Raw genomic sequence first — 15,150 nt, 5'->3', positions numbered from 1 at the left:
ACCGGCATACTCGACCGCGCCCTCCATCGGCGCCGAATACGACGTGAGGGGCTGCGCGGTCGATCACGGCTTGCAGCTCGCGGGGGCGTTCACATACGTCTGGCCGAGCGGGGTGAGTTCACCGTCCGCGCCCAGCAGATCGATGCTGGGCGTGAAGTCGCTCCGCCCGGTGAACCACGCATAACGTTCGACCCTGGGATCGGCCTCGAGGATCGCGAGCGCGGCCTTCATGTAGGCTTGTTGCGCGGGCTCGGAGGTGTCGCTCCCGTCGAGGCACGAGAACTCCGTGAGCCAGAGCTTTTGCGTGTACTTGCTCTCGAATTGCTGGAGGTACCAGGTGAGCGCACTGCCGTCACACGCGTACCAGTGCATGGCGATAGCATCGACCGTGCAGCCCTGGCACGCGGCAAAGAACTGGTCGAGCCACTCGAACGGGTCGGCCACGTTGCAAGTGCCCCCGCAGAAGTTGACGGCGGGCGACACGATCACGAGGTCGTGCTGCTCCGCGAAGTCCTCGATCTGAGGCCAGAGCGCGGCCGCCTGCGTCGGCGTGAGGTTCGCTTGCGAGCCGAAATTGGGCTCGTTGAAGCCGAGGAGATGACGCGCGTCGGCCGGGACCTCCGCGGAGAGCCCCACGAGGGAGGCCTCCCCCCACGCCATGGGCACATACTCCACGCCGAGCCCGGCATGGGCATCGGCGACGTCGGTGTTGTCCGGTTTCGTCGCCCAGTTGTACCACCAGCCGATCCCCTTCGAGAGCGCGGTGAGGTCGGCCACGGAGTGGTAGCCGTACGCGACCCCGCGCTTGCACGCGGCCGGGGCAGCGCCGCCGGTGCCCGACGACGCGGATGCGCCGCTCCCGCTCGAGGCGTCCGCGCCGGAGCCCCCCGTGCCCGTGTGCAGCACCTCGACGCTGCTCGAGCCGCAGGCGGTGAGGGCCCCTGCGAGGCCGATGGACACACGAGCGAGGAGAGGCAGAGGGCTTTGCATCGAGGAGGAAGTGGATCGAGCGCCGGAAACGGCTCGTCAGCGAAGGTCGAAGGAGATCCCCGCGTCGATCTTGCCCCCGACGCCCTGGATCGCGGTCACCACGGCGCCGTCGTCGGTTGCCGCGACCGAGTGCAACGCGGCGACCGCGCCGACGCCGAGGGTCCAGGCGATCGGGCCGGTCCGCGCCCAGCCGCGGACCGTCCCGCCGGCGAGACCGGTCCAGCGCGCTCCGTCGCTCGCCGTCGCAGAGCCGGAGGCCGAGCCGACGAGGTGGACGCGCACCACGTCCGCGTTCGCTTCGAGCCGCACGCCGAGCGGCGCTTCGGGAGGCAGGAACGCGAAGGCCAACCCGAGGCCCGGGCCGAGGGTGTCCGCGCGCGCCGAGCCGTGCAGGGACGCGCGCGGGAGGCCGAAATCGGCCGCGAAACGAAGCTCCAAGAGGAGGCGCGACATACACCAGGCGCCGACCCACGCCGCGCCGCCGAACCCCACGCGGTGGCCGAAGAAGTCGACCGCGGTCCCGGCGAGGCCGATCTCGAGGAACGGCGGCCGCGCGCGCGCAGGCGGAGCCGGGGCCAAGATCGCGCGCAGGACGGGCGGAGGCGGCGCGAGGATCGGCGCCGGCGCGTCGGCGATCGTCAGCTCCATCCAGCTCGCGCGGAGCAGCTCGTCGGTCGACGCCGCGACGGCGAGCGCCCGGCCGTTCGCGGGGATTCGTCCGAGATCGAGGGTGCGCTCGACGCGCTTGTCCATGATCAGATCGCCGACCCGGATGGTCGCGAGGAAAGCACCACTCGCCTGGTGCTCGACGTGAAGGGTGATCCGAGCGATGGGGCGCGGACCCGTGGACGGGGCCGCGGGCGTCGCGCTCGGGACGACGACGACGTCGATGTCGCGCGCGCCGAGCTCGGCGCGGAGATGCCGCTCCAGGGCCGTCCCGATGATGCGATCCGGAGGCTCGACCTCCAGCACGAGCTCGACCACCGCGCGACCGCTCCCAGCCTGCGGGGGCGGAGGCGCGGCCTCGGCGGGGGCCGCGCGCGCGCCGAGCGCGAGCAGCAAAGCGCCGGTGAGGCGGAGGCGAAGCCCTGTCCTCATGGGCCTCCGCAGAGCCTCGCCACGCGCCCGGCCTGCAGGCTCCGCGGGTAACGCGCGAGGAACGCGTCGCGCGCGCGCAGGCAGGCCTCCCGGTCGTCGAGGTTCGCCAGCGCCTCGACGCGGGCCGCCTCCGCGTCTTCGCGAAAGGGATCACTCGGCCGTTCGAGGACGGCCTCGAACGCCGCGGCCGCGCCCTGCGGATCGCGCAGTGATCCGAGGCGGATGCGCCCGAGCTCGTAGGCGGCGAGCCCGGCGCGCGGATCGTCGGGGAAGCGCCGGTAGAACCGCTCGAAGTCGGCGGCCGCGTCCGCGTGGCGCCCGTCGAGCCGCGCCGCGCTCGCGCGGTCGAAGAGCGCCTCGGGCGAGAGAGCGCGCGCCGATCGAGCGGACACCAAAGGCGCCGGCGCGCTCGTCGGCGCGCTCGCCGCCGAGGCCGACGCGCTCGGCGCCGCCGGCTCGCCGCTGCCCTGCGGGGCGAGGAGGGGCCCCACCGTGAGCGGCTCGGGGCCGCGGCTCTTCCAATCCTGCCCCGGCTTGAGCGTCGCGAGGACCGTTTGCGTCGCGTCGCGCACCTCGACCGCGCCACGCTCGACGCGCACCTCGACCACCTCTCGCGCCGCTTCCGGGCGCACGTCGACCGCGAAGCGCGTGCCTCGATCCTCCACCTCGACGTCTCCCGCGGCGACGACGAAGCGGCGCTCCTCGCGGTGCACGACGTCGCAGATCACGCTGCCGCGCTCGAGGCGCAGGCGGACCTCGTGGGCGGTCGCGGAGAGCACGTGCAGGCGCGTCGCCGCGGCCAGGCTCAAGATGCTCCCGTCGGGCAGGGACACCTCCTGGACCGCCGCCCCCGTGTCGATCACGAGCCCCGCCATCGCAGGGCTCGACGGCGAGCGGAGCCGCACGCCGAGGACGAGCGCCACGACCCCGAGCGCCGCGGCCAGGATCGAGGCGGCCCGCCAGCGCATCGTCCAGCGCGCCTCCGAACGTGGGCTCTCCGATCCTCGGAGCCGCGCACGCTCGGCGCTCGCGATGGCCGACCACATCCGCGTGATGCGCGCCTCACTCAGCGGCGGGCTCACGAAGTCCGCGGTGCGGCGACGCGACACCGATCTCATCCCTCCTCCTCCCCCCCGCGCGCACGCGAAACGTCGAGCAAGCCCTCCGCGCGGACGAGCGCGCGCTTGACGGTGGCGAGCGACCACCCGGTCTGCGCGGCGACCTCCTCCAGCGAGAGCTCCTCGACCCGCCGCAGGATCAGCACGACGCGCTCTTTCACGGGCAGCTTGGCGATGAGGCCGTAGACCGCCGTGAGCTCGGCGACGACGTCCGGGGGCGCCGTCGACGCGATGATCGTCTCGAGGTGCACCGGCTCGCCGCGCAGGAGCCCGAGGCGCGAAAGCAGCCGCCGGCGCCGGATGGTCGCGATCGTGACACGGGTCACGATCGACGAGAGCCACGCCGCGAACGCCTGGGGCCGCTCGAGCTTGTGGAGCGCGGCGAAGGCCTGGGCGAAGCTCTCCTGCACGATGTCCTCGAGCTCCTCGTCGCGTCCGAGCAGCCGGAACGAGAGTCCGCTCACCATCCCCACGTACCGGCGAAACAACGCCTCTTTGGCCCGCTCGTCACCTTCGAGCGCAGCCGTGACGAGCGCCGCGTCGCTCCGCCGCGGGTCCAGTCTCGTGACGGGCTCGGCCATGAAGGGTCCACGAGCAAAGTGGGTCGATCGCACGAAACGGCTCACCCGACACGCGATTTTTTTTTTTCGCGCTTCGGCGACCGGGAGCTGGGGCGTTGCCCCAGGCCCCAGCAGGGGCTGTCCGCCCCTGCACCCGGACCAGCGAGGCGCTGGACCCAAGCTCGATGAACTGCGCGATGCGCAGTTCATCGAACAGGCCCGGTCAAGACTGGCGACGACCCTGCCAACCAAGACAGCCGCGCTGCCGGTTCGGCTGGCGACCTGGGTGCTTCGTCGGCCTGTTTGAAAAACTGCGCGGAGCGCAGTTTTTCAACCCTGGGTCCAGCGCCTCGCTGGTCCGGGGTCGAGGGGGCGGACAGCCCCCCGCGGGGACCGGGGCAGCGCCCCGGCGCGGCGGCGGCTTCGGGCTACTGGGGCAGACGGAGGCTCACGAACCCGTCGATCACGGCTCGTGGGACCGTGTTGGGGAGCGCGGGGACGATGGCGTGCGCGGCTTCGGGGATCTTGCCCGGATGGATCACGGCCACTTGCACCGTGCGCGAGAGCTCGTCGAGCAAGAACAGGTAGTAACGATCATCCAGGGCGCGCCGCCACGCCGGGCCTTCCTTCGTCGCGGGGTGATCCGCGTCGATGACCGCGCCTGCCTGCATCGCGGTCAGGCTGTTCACGTCCAGGAGATCGGCGTCCGCGGGGAACTGCTCGATCCCGCACGACTGAATGCCGCACGTCACGCCGCCGAGGGAGCCCACCTGGTACGAGCGGATGCCCGTGCTGATGACGTCGCGGTTGCCCCATTGAGGCCCGGACGCCTCGGCGATGACCTCGAACACGTTGATCTGGCCACAACCGTCTCCGAGCTGGCCGTTGTTCGTGTTGTTGAAGCAATGGCACGGGTGGTACCCAGACCAGCCGTCACGATTGAGCTCGGAGGGAGAAATCCCGATCCACGGCGAATCCTGCTCTCGCTCGTCCTGGTCCGCCGCGATGCAGCTCAGCGGCTTCACCGAAGGATCGTCGGCATAAGGCATCGACGCGAGGAGCACGACCAGCTTCGAGCCGGGCCACCCGTCGTAGTCGAGGCCCGACCCCGGGCAGTACGGGTCGCTGCCGGGCCCGCACGGGAACTTGTTCTGCTGCATCGCGAAGAAGGTGCAGCTATTGCCCAGGTCACCGCCGAAGACCGAGGCGTTGTTCGGTCCGGAGAACTGGAAATTGTAGGGCGTCTCCGGCGTCCGCCGATCCCAGAACGAACGGATCGCCCACGGGCCTTTGCGATCGGCGAGCGGCTGATACACGGCGAACTGCTTCACGCGCAGCGGCCCGTCGAGCACCATCGTGAGCTGCTCGTTGAACGGGGTCAGGAGGTTCGACGTGACCTCGTGTTTGGTCCGGCAGCAGAACTCGCTGCCCCACCCGAAGTCGATGGTCTCCGATTGCACGTCGCAGCGAGGGTCCCCGGGCTCGGCTTCGATGCGACGCCCCCAATACCCCTCCGCCCCGATGTTGGTGAACGTCAACGTCCCGCCGCGCGTGACGACGCCCGTGTTCGTCGGGACCGCCGGCTCGTGCGGCGGCGCGTGCGTGTTGCCGAGATCGAGCCAGGTCCCCGTGTCCGGATCGCCGAGCGGCGGGCCGTCTCCCGCCTGGCCGGAGCCGCCGCCGCCCTCGCTCGAGCTGCACGCCCCGGCCGTGATCACGCCCGAGACGACGAGCAGACCCAGCCCGAGGAGGCGACGCGAAGACAACCTCATGGCGAAGCCCATGCTCAAAGATCCTCGAGGATCGCAAAGACATGATCCCCGCGGTCCTGGAAGACGGGGCCATTGATGATCCAGCGTCCGTTCTTGTCGTTGAGCGAATGGACCTCGGGCCCCGATCCGGTGGGGATCCACTCGCCGTTCTCCTGCTGCTCGTACGAGAGCGTGCCGAGCAGCTCGGTCGTCCCGTCCTTGCCGAGGTACCTGTAGAGCGTGATCTTGTAGAGCTGATCCTTCGTCGGGATGTCGCCCATCTGCGTCCGCGCGGCGCGCAGCTCGGGCCACGTGAAGCCCTCGGCGTGGGCGAAGTTGTAGCCGGCCTTGTCACACCCGCCCGAATAAGGCTTGTGGTAGTTGCCGGGTGAGTTGAGGCCGGGGGCGCCGTCGTCCTCCCAGATGGCGACCTCCTCCATGGGCCGGCCCTTGTGGCCCCAGTACTTGTGCCCAGGAGCGCCGGGCGCGGCGTAGCCGGGCAGGAAGGTCTCGGACGCGTAATACGACTCGTTGCCGGGGAACTGGGTCCGTGTCGTCGGGATGGGCGCGTTGGCTTTGTTGATGGTCACGCAGCCGTGGTAATCGTCCCAGCCCTCGTCGTGGCTGGCGAGCTTGGCCTTCTCCGGCTTCGGCACGTAGACGTGGCCCGTGGGATCGACGTAGAGCCCGAAGTTGAGCTGCCAGTTCGCGCCGTGGCGAGGCCACTCGAACCCCTGCGAGTCGGGCGCCGCCGGGTTGAGGAAAAACATCTCGTAGCCGTCGCCGTCGGGGTGCACGACCCACGTCGGCCGGAAGCCCGTGAAGTTGATCGGGTCGCCGGGGAGCGGGTCCTTGTTGTAGACGGAGTATCCGTACTCGTAGCCGCCGTTCACGTGATAAATGAAGGGGCGCATCCCTCCATTCTTCTCGATGAGCTCGCCGGGATCGTCGTTGGATCCAATCGACCAGCCCTTGTTCCTTTCGCCGGGCGTCCAGGCGACGTCGTCCATGATTCCCTTGATGTACGGGAGCTCGAAGTCGCTCTCCACGATGTAGTGGGTCTCGGTCTCCACCATCGGGAATGTCTTTTCGCATTGGACCGCCTGAAGCGTGTAGGTCCACGGCATCGAGGCGACGATCTCGTACGGAGTCCCCTGGAAGGTCGTGTCCCCGATGTGCTTGACCCGGTACGTCTTGGAGAAGGGCGTGGTGTTGTCGACACCTTCCGCGAGGCAGGCGTCCTCGGGGCGGTTGTCAGGGCCGTTGTCGACCCAGGGCTTTCCGGTGTCGCCGTCCGCGCCCTCGCCCCCGCTGCAGCCGGCGAGGACGCCGGACAGGAGGCCCATGCCGATGCCAATTCCGAACGTGATTGCGCTTTTCATCGAGAGCACCTCCATTCCAATCAAGCGGACCCGTCACTCGCAGGACGTTTGGGGCGCGGCCACGTACGCTTGGCCGAGCTCCGTCAACACGCCGTCGTCCCCCAGCAGGCTCGCGTTCGCCACGTTGTCGGGTCGACCCGAGAACCACGCGTACCGCGCGATACGCGGCTCGTTCTCCAGATAATCGAGCGCGTCGACCAGGAAGGCTTTTTGCTCGGCGAGCGAGCCTGCGTTGTCGCACGCGAACTCGGTCAGCCAGAGCGGCTTGTCGAACCGCGTCTTGTACGTTTCGATGTGGTTGATGAGCCACCGGGCCTTGTTCGTCCCGTCGCCCTGGCAGGCCGTGTAGATGTGGATGCCGATGGAATCGACGCGGCACCCCTCGCAGGCGGCGAAGAAGTCGTCGAGGTACTTGAAGGGGTCGGTCTCCTGGCACGATCCACCGCAGAAGTTCACGGCGGGTGAGACCAGCGCGAGGCCACGCGCGTCGGCGACCGCCTCCACGTGCGGCCAGAGCGCTGCGGCTTCGGCCGCCGACATATTGGCCTGCTCGCCGAAGTTCGGCTCGTTGAAGCCGAGCAAGAAGTTCACCCCGTCGGGGATCTCGGCCGCGATCTCCGCGGCGCGATTGCTATCGAGGCCGCCGCCGCCCCACACCATCGGAACGTATTCGACGCCGAGCGTCTTGTACACGTCGGGCTTCACGCCCTCGTCCGGTACGTGCGCCCAGTTGTACCACCACGACACCGCCGGCGAGAGCGCCGCCATGTCCGCCTTCGAATGGTACCCGTAAGCGACGCCGCGCTTGCAGCCGGTGGAATGGGTGATCGGCGGCCCGCCGCCGCCGGGGCCTGGAGCCGGCTCGCTCGAGCCGCAAGAGACCGAGACGAGCGCCGCCATCACCGCGGCCAAAAGCCATGGAAGTCGTTTGTCGTGAAGCATGGGTTCGATCACTCGGGCAGGCGCATCGAGAGGAGCGCGTCGATGGTCGTTCGGGAGAGGCCGCCGGGCAGCGACGGGAGCATCGCCGCGGCCGCGGCAGGCACGTTGTCGGGGTGCATCACCGCGACCTGGATTTGTCGCTGCTTCTCGTCGAGCAGGATCATGAAATAACGATCGCCGACGGGCCGGCGCCACACAGGGCAGCCGTCCGAATCGCCGCCGACCGCGATCTCGGGTCCCGTCGTGTAGGCCTTTTTCGTGCAGGCGTCGACGACCTCGACGTCGTCGGCGAAGGCGTCGCGATCGCAGCCCTCCCCGCAGACATTGCCGCCGACGTGGCCGGCCTGGAACGAACGGACGCCGGTGCTCATGAACTCGCGGTTCGAGTATGGGTTGTTGTCCATCACCACCTCGAACACGTTGATCTCGCCGCAGCCGTCACCGACCGTGCCCGTCTTCGAGTAGCAATTGCAGAGCCCGTTCCACTTGCGGCCGCCGTCGCGAATCAGCTCGGACGCGACGAACGCGACCCACGGGCCCGGGTGGCCTTGCCCGCCGCCGTCGCACTTCTCGACGCCCGCGTCGTCGAACGTCATCGACGCGCGGAAGACGATGAGCTTCGAGCCCTTCCAGCCGAGGTGGTTGATGCCCGGATCGTTCGGGCAATAGTAATCCTTCCCGTCTCCACACGCGAACGGCGTCTCTTGCATGAAGTAGTTGACGCAATCCTTCTTCGTGAGGTCGCCCGTGAAGTCGGCGGACGTCATCTGCCCGTTGGTGACGACGAGGTTCTTGCCGTGGCCGCTCTGCGCGTCCCACGACGAGACCAAAGACCACGACGACGGGTCTTCGCCCGGCTGGTAGACCGCGAGCTGCTTGAGGCGGAGGGCCTTCATGATCAAGGTCATCTCCTCGTCGAAGGGCGCGAGCGTCTCGCTCGTCGTGTGCTGCTCTTTCATGCAGCAGTGCCCTCCCCAGGTGTCGTTCCCATCCTTGTAGGTGCACGCGGGATCGCCGGCCTCGCGGTCGATTCGGCGGGGCCACCACCCGGGCGCGCCGACGTTGGTGAACGTCATGGTCCCGCCCCGCGTCGGCGGGCTCGGCTCCGGGTTCTGGGGGCCGGAGCCCGTTGATCCGCCGCTCCCCCCGGCCCCGTCGGAGGAGGAAGTGTTGCCTGGGCCGCCGCCCCCTCCGCAGCCGCAGGCGAGCATCACGAGAACCACACGAACGAAGAGCGAAACGAGCCTCATCGAGCAGCAAGTGGATCGACGCGCGAAAACGGCTCACAGGGAGGCGAGATTGTTCCCACCTTCGCCCACCTGTCGCGCGCACGTGCTGCCGGGGCCGGGGCACGCGTCGCAGATCGAGATGCGTTCGTTTGCTTGCTCCCAGGGCTCGCCGGCCCTAGGCGCTCGTGTGGGGGAGGGCGATGGATCGTACAGCCAGAGACATCTTCGTCATCAGCGATCTTCATCTCGGTGACGGCGGCGCGCGCGACAACTTCGAGGCAGGCAAGAAGACGGGAGAGCTGCGCGCGTTCCTCGATCACGTCGGCGCCGAGGGAGGCGAGCTCTTCATCCTCGGCGATCTTTTTGAACTCTGGCAGATGAACATGAGCCTCCTCTTCGTGAAGCGACGGGAGCTGCTCGACCACCTGGCCGCCGTGGAGACCCTCTACGTGCCAGGCAATCACGACGTCGACCTCGTCCACTTCGCCGGGACGGACCTCCTCGCGCATCCCTTGTTCGCCCACATGCGCGCGCCGTTCGAGCGGGTGATCGGGGGCAAGCGATTCCGCTTCTGCCACGGGCACGAGACCGATCCCTTCAATGCAGGGGACCAGCCCGGTTTCGGCCGCATGCTCGCCATCTTCGGCGGCGTCTTCGAGGACGAGAACGGCTCTCCGCTGCTGCGGAGCGGCGAGGCCGCGGAGGACGTGCTCGAGCAGTTCGGCGATTCGATGTTGACGATCTGGAGGTGCGCCCTCGGAGCGATGAAGAAACACGCGACGCGCGAGGATCTGCGCCCCGACGCGGCCCTGACGCCGGCGCAGAACCCGGACCGGCTCGGCGAGCACGTGGCCGGCGTCCGCGCCGAGCGGCAGAAGGACGGGTACGACGTGGTGGTGCTCGGGCACACCCACAAAGTGGGCCGGATCGGAGATTGGTATTTCAACAGCGGATCGTGGACGGGCCCGCTCAACCACTTCCTGCGTATCTCGCCGGACGGCCACGTTCGTCATCTCGCGTGGAAGAGCGGCCGCGCCATCGAGCACGAGATGCCCGTCGTGGCGCCCGACGAGCCGCGCCGCGCCGAGCCCTCCGCGGTGCAGAATCCGTTTCAATCGGCCAAGTCCGCCGTCAAGACGCTCTTTCCCAGGCCGAAGAAGCCGGAGCGGGCGCGGTGGATCCTCCTCGCGCAGGGCGCGCTGGCGTTCGCCTTGGGTATCGGCACCTTGAGCGTCTCCATCGGTCATGGGGCGAGCGCGGGGTGGCGCGTGCTCGTGACGACCTTTGGCCTTTATGCCCTCGTCGACGGCGTCATCTCGCTTTGGGCCGCGCGGTCCGAGGTACCCCTCAAGCGCCTCTTCTCCCGCCTGCGCGGCGCGGCCGGCATCCTGCTCGGGCTCGTGGTGCTCCGCCGCGGTTATGCCGCTGAGATCTTCGTCGTCTTGATCGGCATCTGGGCGTTCATTTCGGGGGCGCTGCGCGCCGCGGCGTCGGTCGTGTTCAAGGGAATGGTCGACTCGCGTTGGCTCTCCATCGTGGGCGTCGGGTTGATGATCGCCGGCCTCCTCCTGCTCTTGTGGCCGCCCTCGGCGCCGCTGGTCAAATTCGTGCTTGCCGGATACCTCTGTTATTACGGTCTAGGGGAGATGCTGGCCGGCGTCTTCGGGCAAAGATTGCCGAAGAAGGCCGCGCTCATCCGGGCGTTCGTCCCGCCGCGACCCGGCGGCCCCGCCTCGGCGGCGCCTCTCCGATAGGGACGAGCGCGGGAGAAAGCGGGAGAGGCTTTATGAAGAGGATTCCACATCTCGTCGCCTCCTTGTGCAGACCTGCTCTGATGCTCCTTTTTACGTGGCAAGCAGGGTGTGGCGTCGCGCAGCGCGCGGGCCGGGGCGCAGCCGAGGGGGCGATGGGCAAGCTGGCCGGCAAGATCGGCGATCCCGAGCGCATCAAGGAGCTGGCAGAGGGCGTGAAACGGCGCGCCATTGGCAGCGTGACGGAGGAGCTCGGCCAGCCGCAGCGGCTCGGCGACATCGAGCGGATCGCGGCGGCGCTCGGGGCAGGCGCCGTCTTCGGCGCGTCGAGCGCGGCGTCGGGGATGCCGCACGACGTCGAGCCTATGAGCGAGGGCGGCTTTCGCGAGGGACGACGCGCGACGCCGGTCGAGTTGATCGCGGGCCAGGCGGCGCGCGCATTTTCGCAGGGGATCTCGGCCGATCTGGGCCGCACGGGCCAGGGGCCGCTCGCGACGAGCCTCTCCGCGACGACCGAGCAGATGGCCGCGTCGATGGCGCGCGGCGTGCGGGGCGAGCTCGGCGCGTTTTTCCCCGCGTGTGAAGGCGAGGACGCGGCGAAGTGCCTGGATCTTTCCGTCGAGCGCGTCAGCCGCGCCAGCGCCGCCGGCGTCGCCGCGGGGATTCGTGAGTCGCTCGGCGTGTGGCCGCTCGTCCTCGCGTATGGCGTCGGCGTGTTCTCCACGCTCGTGCTCGCGTGGGCGTGGGCGACCTACCGCGCGGGACAACTCGTCCGCAGATAACCATGCGCCTCGAAGGCGGATATCGCCCTCCGGACGGTACGCGGCCGTTGCCAAGGCGCACGTGATGCTCGCATCATGCACGCGTGCAAGGCCAAAGCCCCGTCGCTCACCGGTGCTTCGTGTTCCTCTCCCTGCTCGTGCTCGGCGCTTGCGGCGCGGACCAGGCGCTCGCCGAGCCCACCTCCACCTCCGCTTCCCCTGCAAATGTCGCCGCGCAAGAGGTGCAGCGGGGCGTCTCGCTCGTCCTGACGGTCGACGATACCGACCTCGCCGTCGGCGATGAGCTCCGCTTTCACCTCGCGTTCCGCAACGCCTCGGGGGACGCGGCTGTCGTCGTCCCGCCCCTCGACGGCTCCTGGGACGGCATGCGGCAGCCCGCCTATGAGCTCGTCTTCGAGGATGCCAAAGGCCAGCCGCTGCCGCACGCGCTGGGCTTCACCCCCAACGCGCGGTGTGGCCTCACGAGCCCGATCGAGCCGAAGGATCGACGTGTCCTCGGCGCGCGGAGCAAGCTCCAGATCGAGGACGCGCACGCCTGGGCGCCTTCGTTCCGCGTCCTCGCGCACGCCCGGCCCGGCGTGGTGTCGCTCCGCGTGCGCTACCGGGCGGATGGCCTGCCCGGGGCCACGCCGCTCGCGCTCGTCTCGAACCCTGTCGAGCTCACCCTTCGCGGCGGCAAGGAGGCGCTCTGGGCCTGCCGCAACGCGCAGGCCGAGCGGGCCAAGCAGCACGTGTATGCGGAGAACTCGCCCTCTCGGCTCGTCGCACGCGAGGACGGCTATCTCCTCGTGTATCGACGGACCGAGACACACGTGCGGCCTGGGGAGACGCGCTCCATCGGGGCCGTGTTCGTCCAGCCGCTCGGGCCTCGGGGCGAGCCGGTCGGGGCGCCCGTCGAGCTCGCGCGGAGCGATAACGATTGGCTGGGGCTCGTCGAGACGCTGGACGTTCCGGGCGGGCTGCTCGTGGCCTTCACGACGGCCCGTGGCGAGGAGAACCGCGACGTTCGTCTGGTGTACGTGGACACGAGCCAGGGAGCGCCGAGGCCGGGGCCGATCAAGACGATCTCGACGGAGCCCGGGCGGCCCGTTTTTCTCGCGCTGGCGCGCGCCGGAGCCCGCGCGGGTATCGTTTGGCAAGGCCGCGTGGGCGGGGACGAGGTCTTGAGGTTCAGGCCGCTCGGGTTGAAGGGCGAGCCCACGGGGAGCGCGGTATCGATTTCATCGAGCGCCGGTCTCGCGGGCGGAAAGGTGTTGTTCGAGCCCGTCGGCAGCGATTATTTGCTGGCCTGGCACCAAGGGGGGCCCGAGCTTCGGCTCCAGCGCGTTGCTGCCGATGGTGCGCTCATGGGGAGCGCCGGCACGGTCAAGCCCGCGGACATGGGGACACTCGTCGCGCTCGGCACGCGTGGCGATCGGGTGGGCATCGTGGTTGGCGATAACGGCGTGAATCATGCCATCGCGGGGGATACCATGGGTCTGCACGCGATCGAGCTTTCGGCCGCCGACTTCCGCTTGCTCTCCGACGCGCCGGCGAGTCCTTGGGACCAGCAGACGGCGCGTTTCGGCGCCGCGGCGTGGGTGGACAGCCGGCTCACGCGTGTGTGGAGCGAGGATCGAAGATTGCTCTTTGCGTCGGAACCTGGAGCGCAGGCGCCGCAGGTCCTCCTGAGCCAAGCGGCCGGCGGGACACACGGGCTCTGGGCGACCGCGGACAAGAGCCGGCTGCTCGCCACCTGGACCGATACCCGCGATGACGATCCGCGCCCATGCGCTCCCTCGGGCAATTGCGTGAGCGAGGTGTACGTGGCCGTCCTCGATCCGACCGGCAAGGTGCTCGTTCCGCCGGCGCGCGCCACGAGGACCGCGGTTCCGAGGCCGGTCGCGCTTCACCAGGCCAACTGGGCCGAGCTTTGCGCGAAAAAATAGCGGGCGCGCGGGCGCCGAGGGGTGATCCGCGCTTCGGCTCGAAGGCACCGTTCACGAACAGCTTGAAGACCGCCTACGCCCGCCTGCAGCTCTCCCGAAACCGCCTCGCGCTCGACGCCCCCACGGACGCTTCCGCTCCGGGACCCCGATTCGACCCCCCGCCGAGACCCCCGCGCCCTCCTCGCATGCCTCCCGCATGCCGCCCCGGGACCCCCTCGGCCTCCTCTCTTCTTTCTCGATCGCGGACCCAACCGGACCCGCCCTTCACCGCCTCGTCCTTACGCGCGAACTAGGAAGCGCTCCCCCCTCGAAAGCGCCGATCCGAACCCGACGACCGCCGCCCGCCACGCTCGAACCTTCCACCCCGGACCCCGATCGACGCGCCCGTGCCCCTCTTCCCCTCGTGCTTCGATGTGAGCTCAGGAGGGCGAAGGGCGCTTTCCTCGGGACCCGAGCGGCAAGGCAGGACGGCACGGGCCTCCTCGCGCGCGGGCCGGGCAAGACGTGAAGACCTCGCGCTCCCCTTCGGTCCGCGCGCGTGTTCCAAACGAGGACCCCCGCGCCCTCCTTCCTCGGGGTCGACGTCGCGATCCACGAGCCCCACCCCCTCCCGCGCTCGCGCCGGGGTCCCGCCTACGGAACTCCCTTGCCTTTCTCGCCGCGCCTCGTGCAGCATGCGAGCTGCTTCACTACCACCCAGGTTGAGGCTCAATCTCCGAAAGGACCGCTCGCATGGATCCCCTCCTCGCGTCCCTCTTCAGCTTCTATACGTTCTCGACCGGCCGACGCCTCTTCGCCCTCTTCCAGGTGCGGAAGGCCGCTGTGGCCGCGTCGCACGCGGCTCTCGCCGCGCACGCGGCCCACGCGATCGCGCACGACACCGAGACGCGCGCGCTGGAGGCGAAGTGGGCGGGACGCAAGCTCACGACCTATTCACCGGAGGCGAGGCAGATCGACATTTACGTGGACGCCGCGATCACCGCATTCCGCGACGGCGCCGACGCGCAGATCCGGGCCTCCGCGCCGGGCGATCCGCTCGCGGACGCGGCGCAAAAGATGATCGCGGTCCTGCTCCCGAAGGGCGCGGGCGCGATCACCTCGCTCCCCTTCGTGGAGGAGCTGGCGGAGGTGCAGCGAATCCTGTCGCGCGTCGACGAGCCCGATTACAAGCCGCTCGTGACGGAGCTCGGCCTCACGCGGCAGGTGGGGCGGCTCAAGGACCTCGAAGGGCAATATCGCGCGGCCATCGAGGGGCCGGGCGGCGCGTTGACGTTCGCCAAGGTGAAGGACGCGCGCGCCAAAGGGCAGTCCCTCTTGCTGCAAGCCGTGGCGATGATCCTCGGCAAGTACCCCTCCGACAGCGAGGCCGATCGGACAGCGCGCGGCGCGCTGCTCGAGCCCATTCTCGTGCAAAACGAAGCCATCCGCCGGTACCTGCGCGAGCGCAAGCCCATCGAGGACGTGAACCCGGAGACGGGCGAGATCGAGCAAGACGGGCCGACAGAGGCGCCGGCGAAACCCTGACAGGCCGAGGGCCAGCACCACGCGGAGAGCCCTGCCGGCGTCCAGAGCCGTTGACCCAGCGTTTTTTCGCCTGTAAAGGTATACAATGCCCGGCG

At 69.4% G+C, this 15,150-nt stretch carries 12 protein-coding genes; 4 read left to right on the top strand and 8 right to left on the bottom strand.

The annotated features are described in order from the left end of the window. Positions 1-63: 63 nt before the first annotated feature. From E8A74_RS05485 to E8A74_RS05450, 8 genes are all read right to left on the bottom strand, one after another. On the bottom strand, positions 64-960 hold the full coding sequence (locus E8A74_RS05485) for a glycoside hydrolase family protein (RefSeq protein ID WP_170228877.1): 897 nt from the start codon (positions 958-960) through the stop codon (positions 64-66). Positions 961-1,026: 66 nt separating this feature from the next. Next, a complete protein-coding gene (locus E8A74_RS05480) occupies positions 1,027-2,088 on the bottom strand; it encodes a hypothetical protein (protein ID WP_136927857.1) in 1,062 nt (353 codons plus the stop codon). Next, positions 2,085-3,206 carry a FecR domain-containing protein gene (locus tag E8A74_RS05475; protein ID WP_136927856.1) on the bottom strand — a complete coding sequence of 374 codons (1,122 nt, stop codon included), beginning with the start codon at positions 3,204-3,206 and terminating at the stop codon, positions 2,085-2,087. Before E8A74_RS05475 ends, E8A74_RS05480 begins: the two co-directional genes overlap by 4 nt. Next, positions 3,203-3,787 (bottom strand): RNA polymerase sigma factor, encoded by a 585-nt coding sequence (locus tag E8A74_RS05470; protein ID WP_170228876.1) that lies wholly within the window; start codon positions 3,785-3,787, stop codon positions 3,203-3,205. Before E8A74_RS05470 ends, E8A74_RS05475 begins: the two co-directional genes overlap by 4 nt. A gap of 407 nt (positions 3,788-4,194) precedes the next feature. Beyond that, complete coding sequence (locus tag E8A74_RS05465) at positions 4,195-5,538, bottom strand: DUF2403 domain-containing lipoprotein (protein ID WP_338089471.1); 1,344 nt, start codon at positions 5,536-5,538, stop codon at positions 4,195-4,197. Positions 5,539-5,552: 14 nt separating this feature from the next. Further along, positions 5,553-6,899, bottom strand: coding sequence for a hypothetical protein (locus tag E8A74_RS05460; RefSeq protein ID WP_136927854.1), 1,347 nt, complete (start codon positions 6,897-6,899; stop codon positions 5,553-5,555). 33 nt (positions 6,900-6,932) lie between these two features. Then, positions 6,933-7,841, bottom strand: a complete 909-nt coding sequence (locus E8A74_RS05455) for a glycoside hydrolase family protein (protein ID WP_136927853.1) — start codon at positions 7,839-7,841, stop codon at positions 6,933-6,935. Positions 7,842-7,849: 8 nt separating this feature from the next. Continuing rightward, positions 7,850-9,091: a DUF2403 domain-containing lipoprotein gene (locus E8A74_RS05450; protein WP_136927852.1), complete on the bottom strand. Its 1,242-nt coding sequence runs from the start codon at positions 9,089-9,091 to the stop codon at positions 7,850-7,852. Between the two features lie 179 nt (positions 9,092-9,270). Here E8A74_RS05450 and E8A74_RS05445 point away from each other — a divergent pair, with 179 nt between their 5' ends. The 4 genes from E8A74_RS05445 to E8A74_RS05430 all read left to right on the top strand — a co-directional run bounded on the left by E8A74_RS05445 (position 9,271) and on the right by E8A74_RS05430 (position 15,055). Continuing rightward, positions 9,271-10,824 carry a DUF308 domain-containing protein gene (locus E8A74_RS05445; protein ID WP_136927851.1) on the top strand — a complete coding sequence of 518 codons (1,554 nt, stop codon included), beginning with the start codon at positions 9,271-9,273 and terminating at the stop codon, positions 10,822-10,824. A gap of 80 nt (positions 10,825-10,904) precedes the next feature. Further along, positions 10,905-11,603: a hypothetical protein gene (locus E8A74_RS05440; RefSeq protein ID WP_136927850.1), complete on the top strand. Its 699-nt coding sequence runs from the start codon at positions 10,905-10,907 to the stop codon at positions 11,601-11,603. Between the two features lie 119 nt (positions 11,604-11,722). Beyond that, the gene (locus E8A74_RS05435; protein ID WP_136927849.1) at positions 11,723-13,531 is read left to right on the top strand and encodes a hypothetical protein; all 1,809 of its coding nucleotides are present in this window, start codon (positions 11,723-11,725) and stop codon (positions 13,529-13,531) included. Between the two features lie 732 nt (positions 13,532-14,263). After that, positions 14,264-15,055 carry a hypothetical protein gene (locus tag E8A74_RS05430; RefSeq protein WP_136927848.1) on the top strand — a complete coding sequence of 264 codons (792 nt, stop codon included), beginning with the start codon at positions 14,264-14,266 and terminating at the stop codon, positions 15,053-15,055. Positions 15,056-15,150 lie beyond the last annotated feature (95 nt).

It is taken from the genome of Polyangium fumosum (assembly GCF_005144585.1).
Classification (GTDB): Bacteria; Myxococcota_A; Polyangia; order Polyangiales; family Polyangiaceae; genus Polyangium; species Polyangium fumosum.
Note: the sequence above shows the minus strand (reverse complement) of the source record. Positions and strands in the feature narration are given on the sequence as shown.

Bases quoted from the DNA above. Each gene is read 5' to 3' on its own strand.
- E8A74_RS05480 (WP_136927857.1), bottom strand. From the start codon at position 2,088: ATGAGGACAGGGCTTCGCCTCCGCCTCACCGGCGCTTTGCTGCTCGCG.
- E8A74_RS05475 (WP_136927856.1), bottom strand. From the start codon at position 3,206: ATGAGATCGGTGTCGCGTCGCCGCACCGCGGACTTCGTGAGCCCGCCG.
- E8A74_RS05470 (WP_170228876.1), bottom strand. From the start codon at position 3,787: ATGGCCGAGCCCGTCACGAGACTGGACCCGCGGCGGAGCGACGCGGCG.
- E8A74_RS05465 (WP_338089471.1), bottom strand. From the start codon at position 5,538: ATGAGGTTGTCTTCGCGTCGCCTCCTCGGGCTGGGTCTGCTCGTCGTC.
- E8A74_RS05460 (WP_136927854.1), bottom strand. From the start codon at position 6,899: ATGAAAAGCGCAATCACGTTCGGAATTGGCATCGGCATGGGCCTCCTG.
- E8A74_RS05455 (WP_136927853.1), bottom strand. From the start codon at position 7,841: ATGCTTCACGACAAACGACTTCCATGGCTTTTGGCCGCGGTGATGGCG.
- E8A74_RS05450 (WP_136927852.1), bottom strand. From the start codon at position 9,091: ATGAGGCTCGTTTCGCTCTTCGTTCGTGTGGTTCTCGTGATGCTCGCC.
- E8A74_RS05445 (WP_136927851.1), top strand. From the start codon at position 9,271: ATGGATCGTACAGCCAGAGACATCTTCGTCATCAGCGATCTTCATCTC.
- E8A74_RS05440 (WP_136927850.1), top strand. From the start codon at position 10,905: ATGCTCCTTTTTACGTGGCAAGCAGGGTGTGGCGTCGCGCAGCGCGCG.
- E8A74_RS05430 (WP_136927848.1), top strand. From the start codon at position 14,264: ATGGATCCCCTCCTCGCGTCCCTCTTCAGCTTCTATACGTTCTCGACC.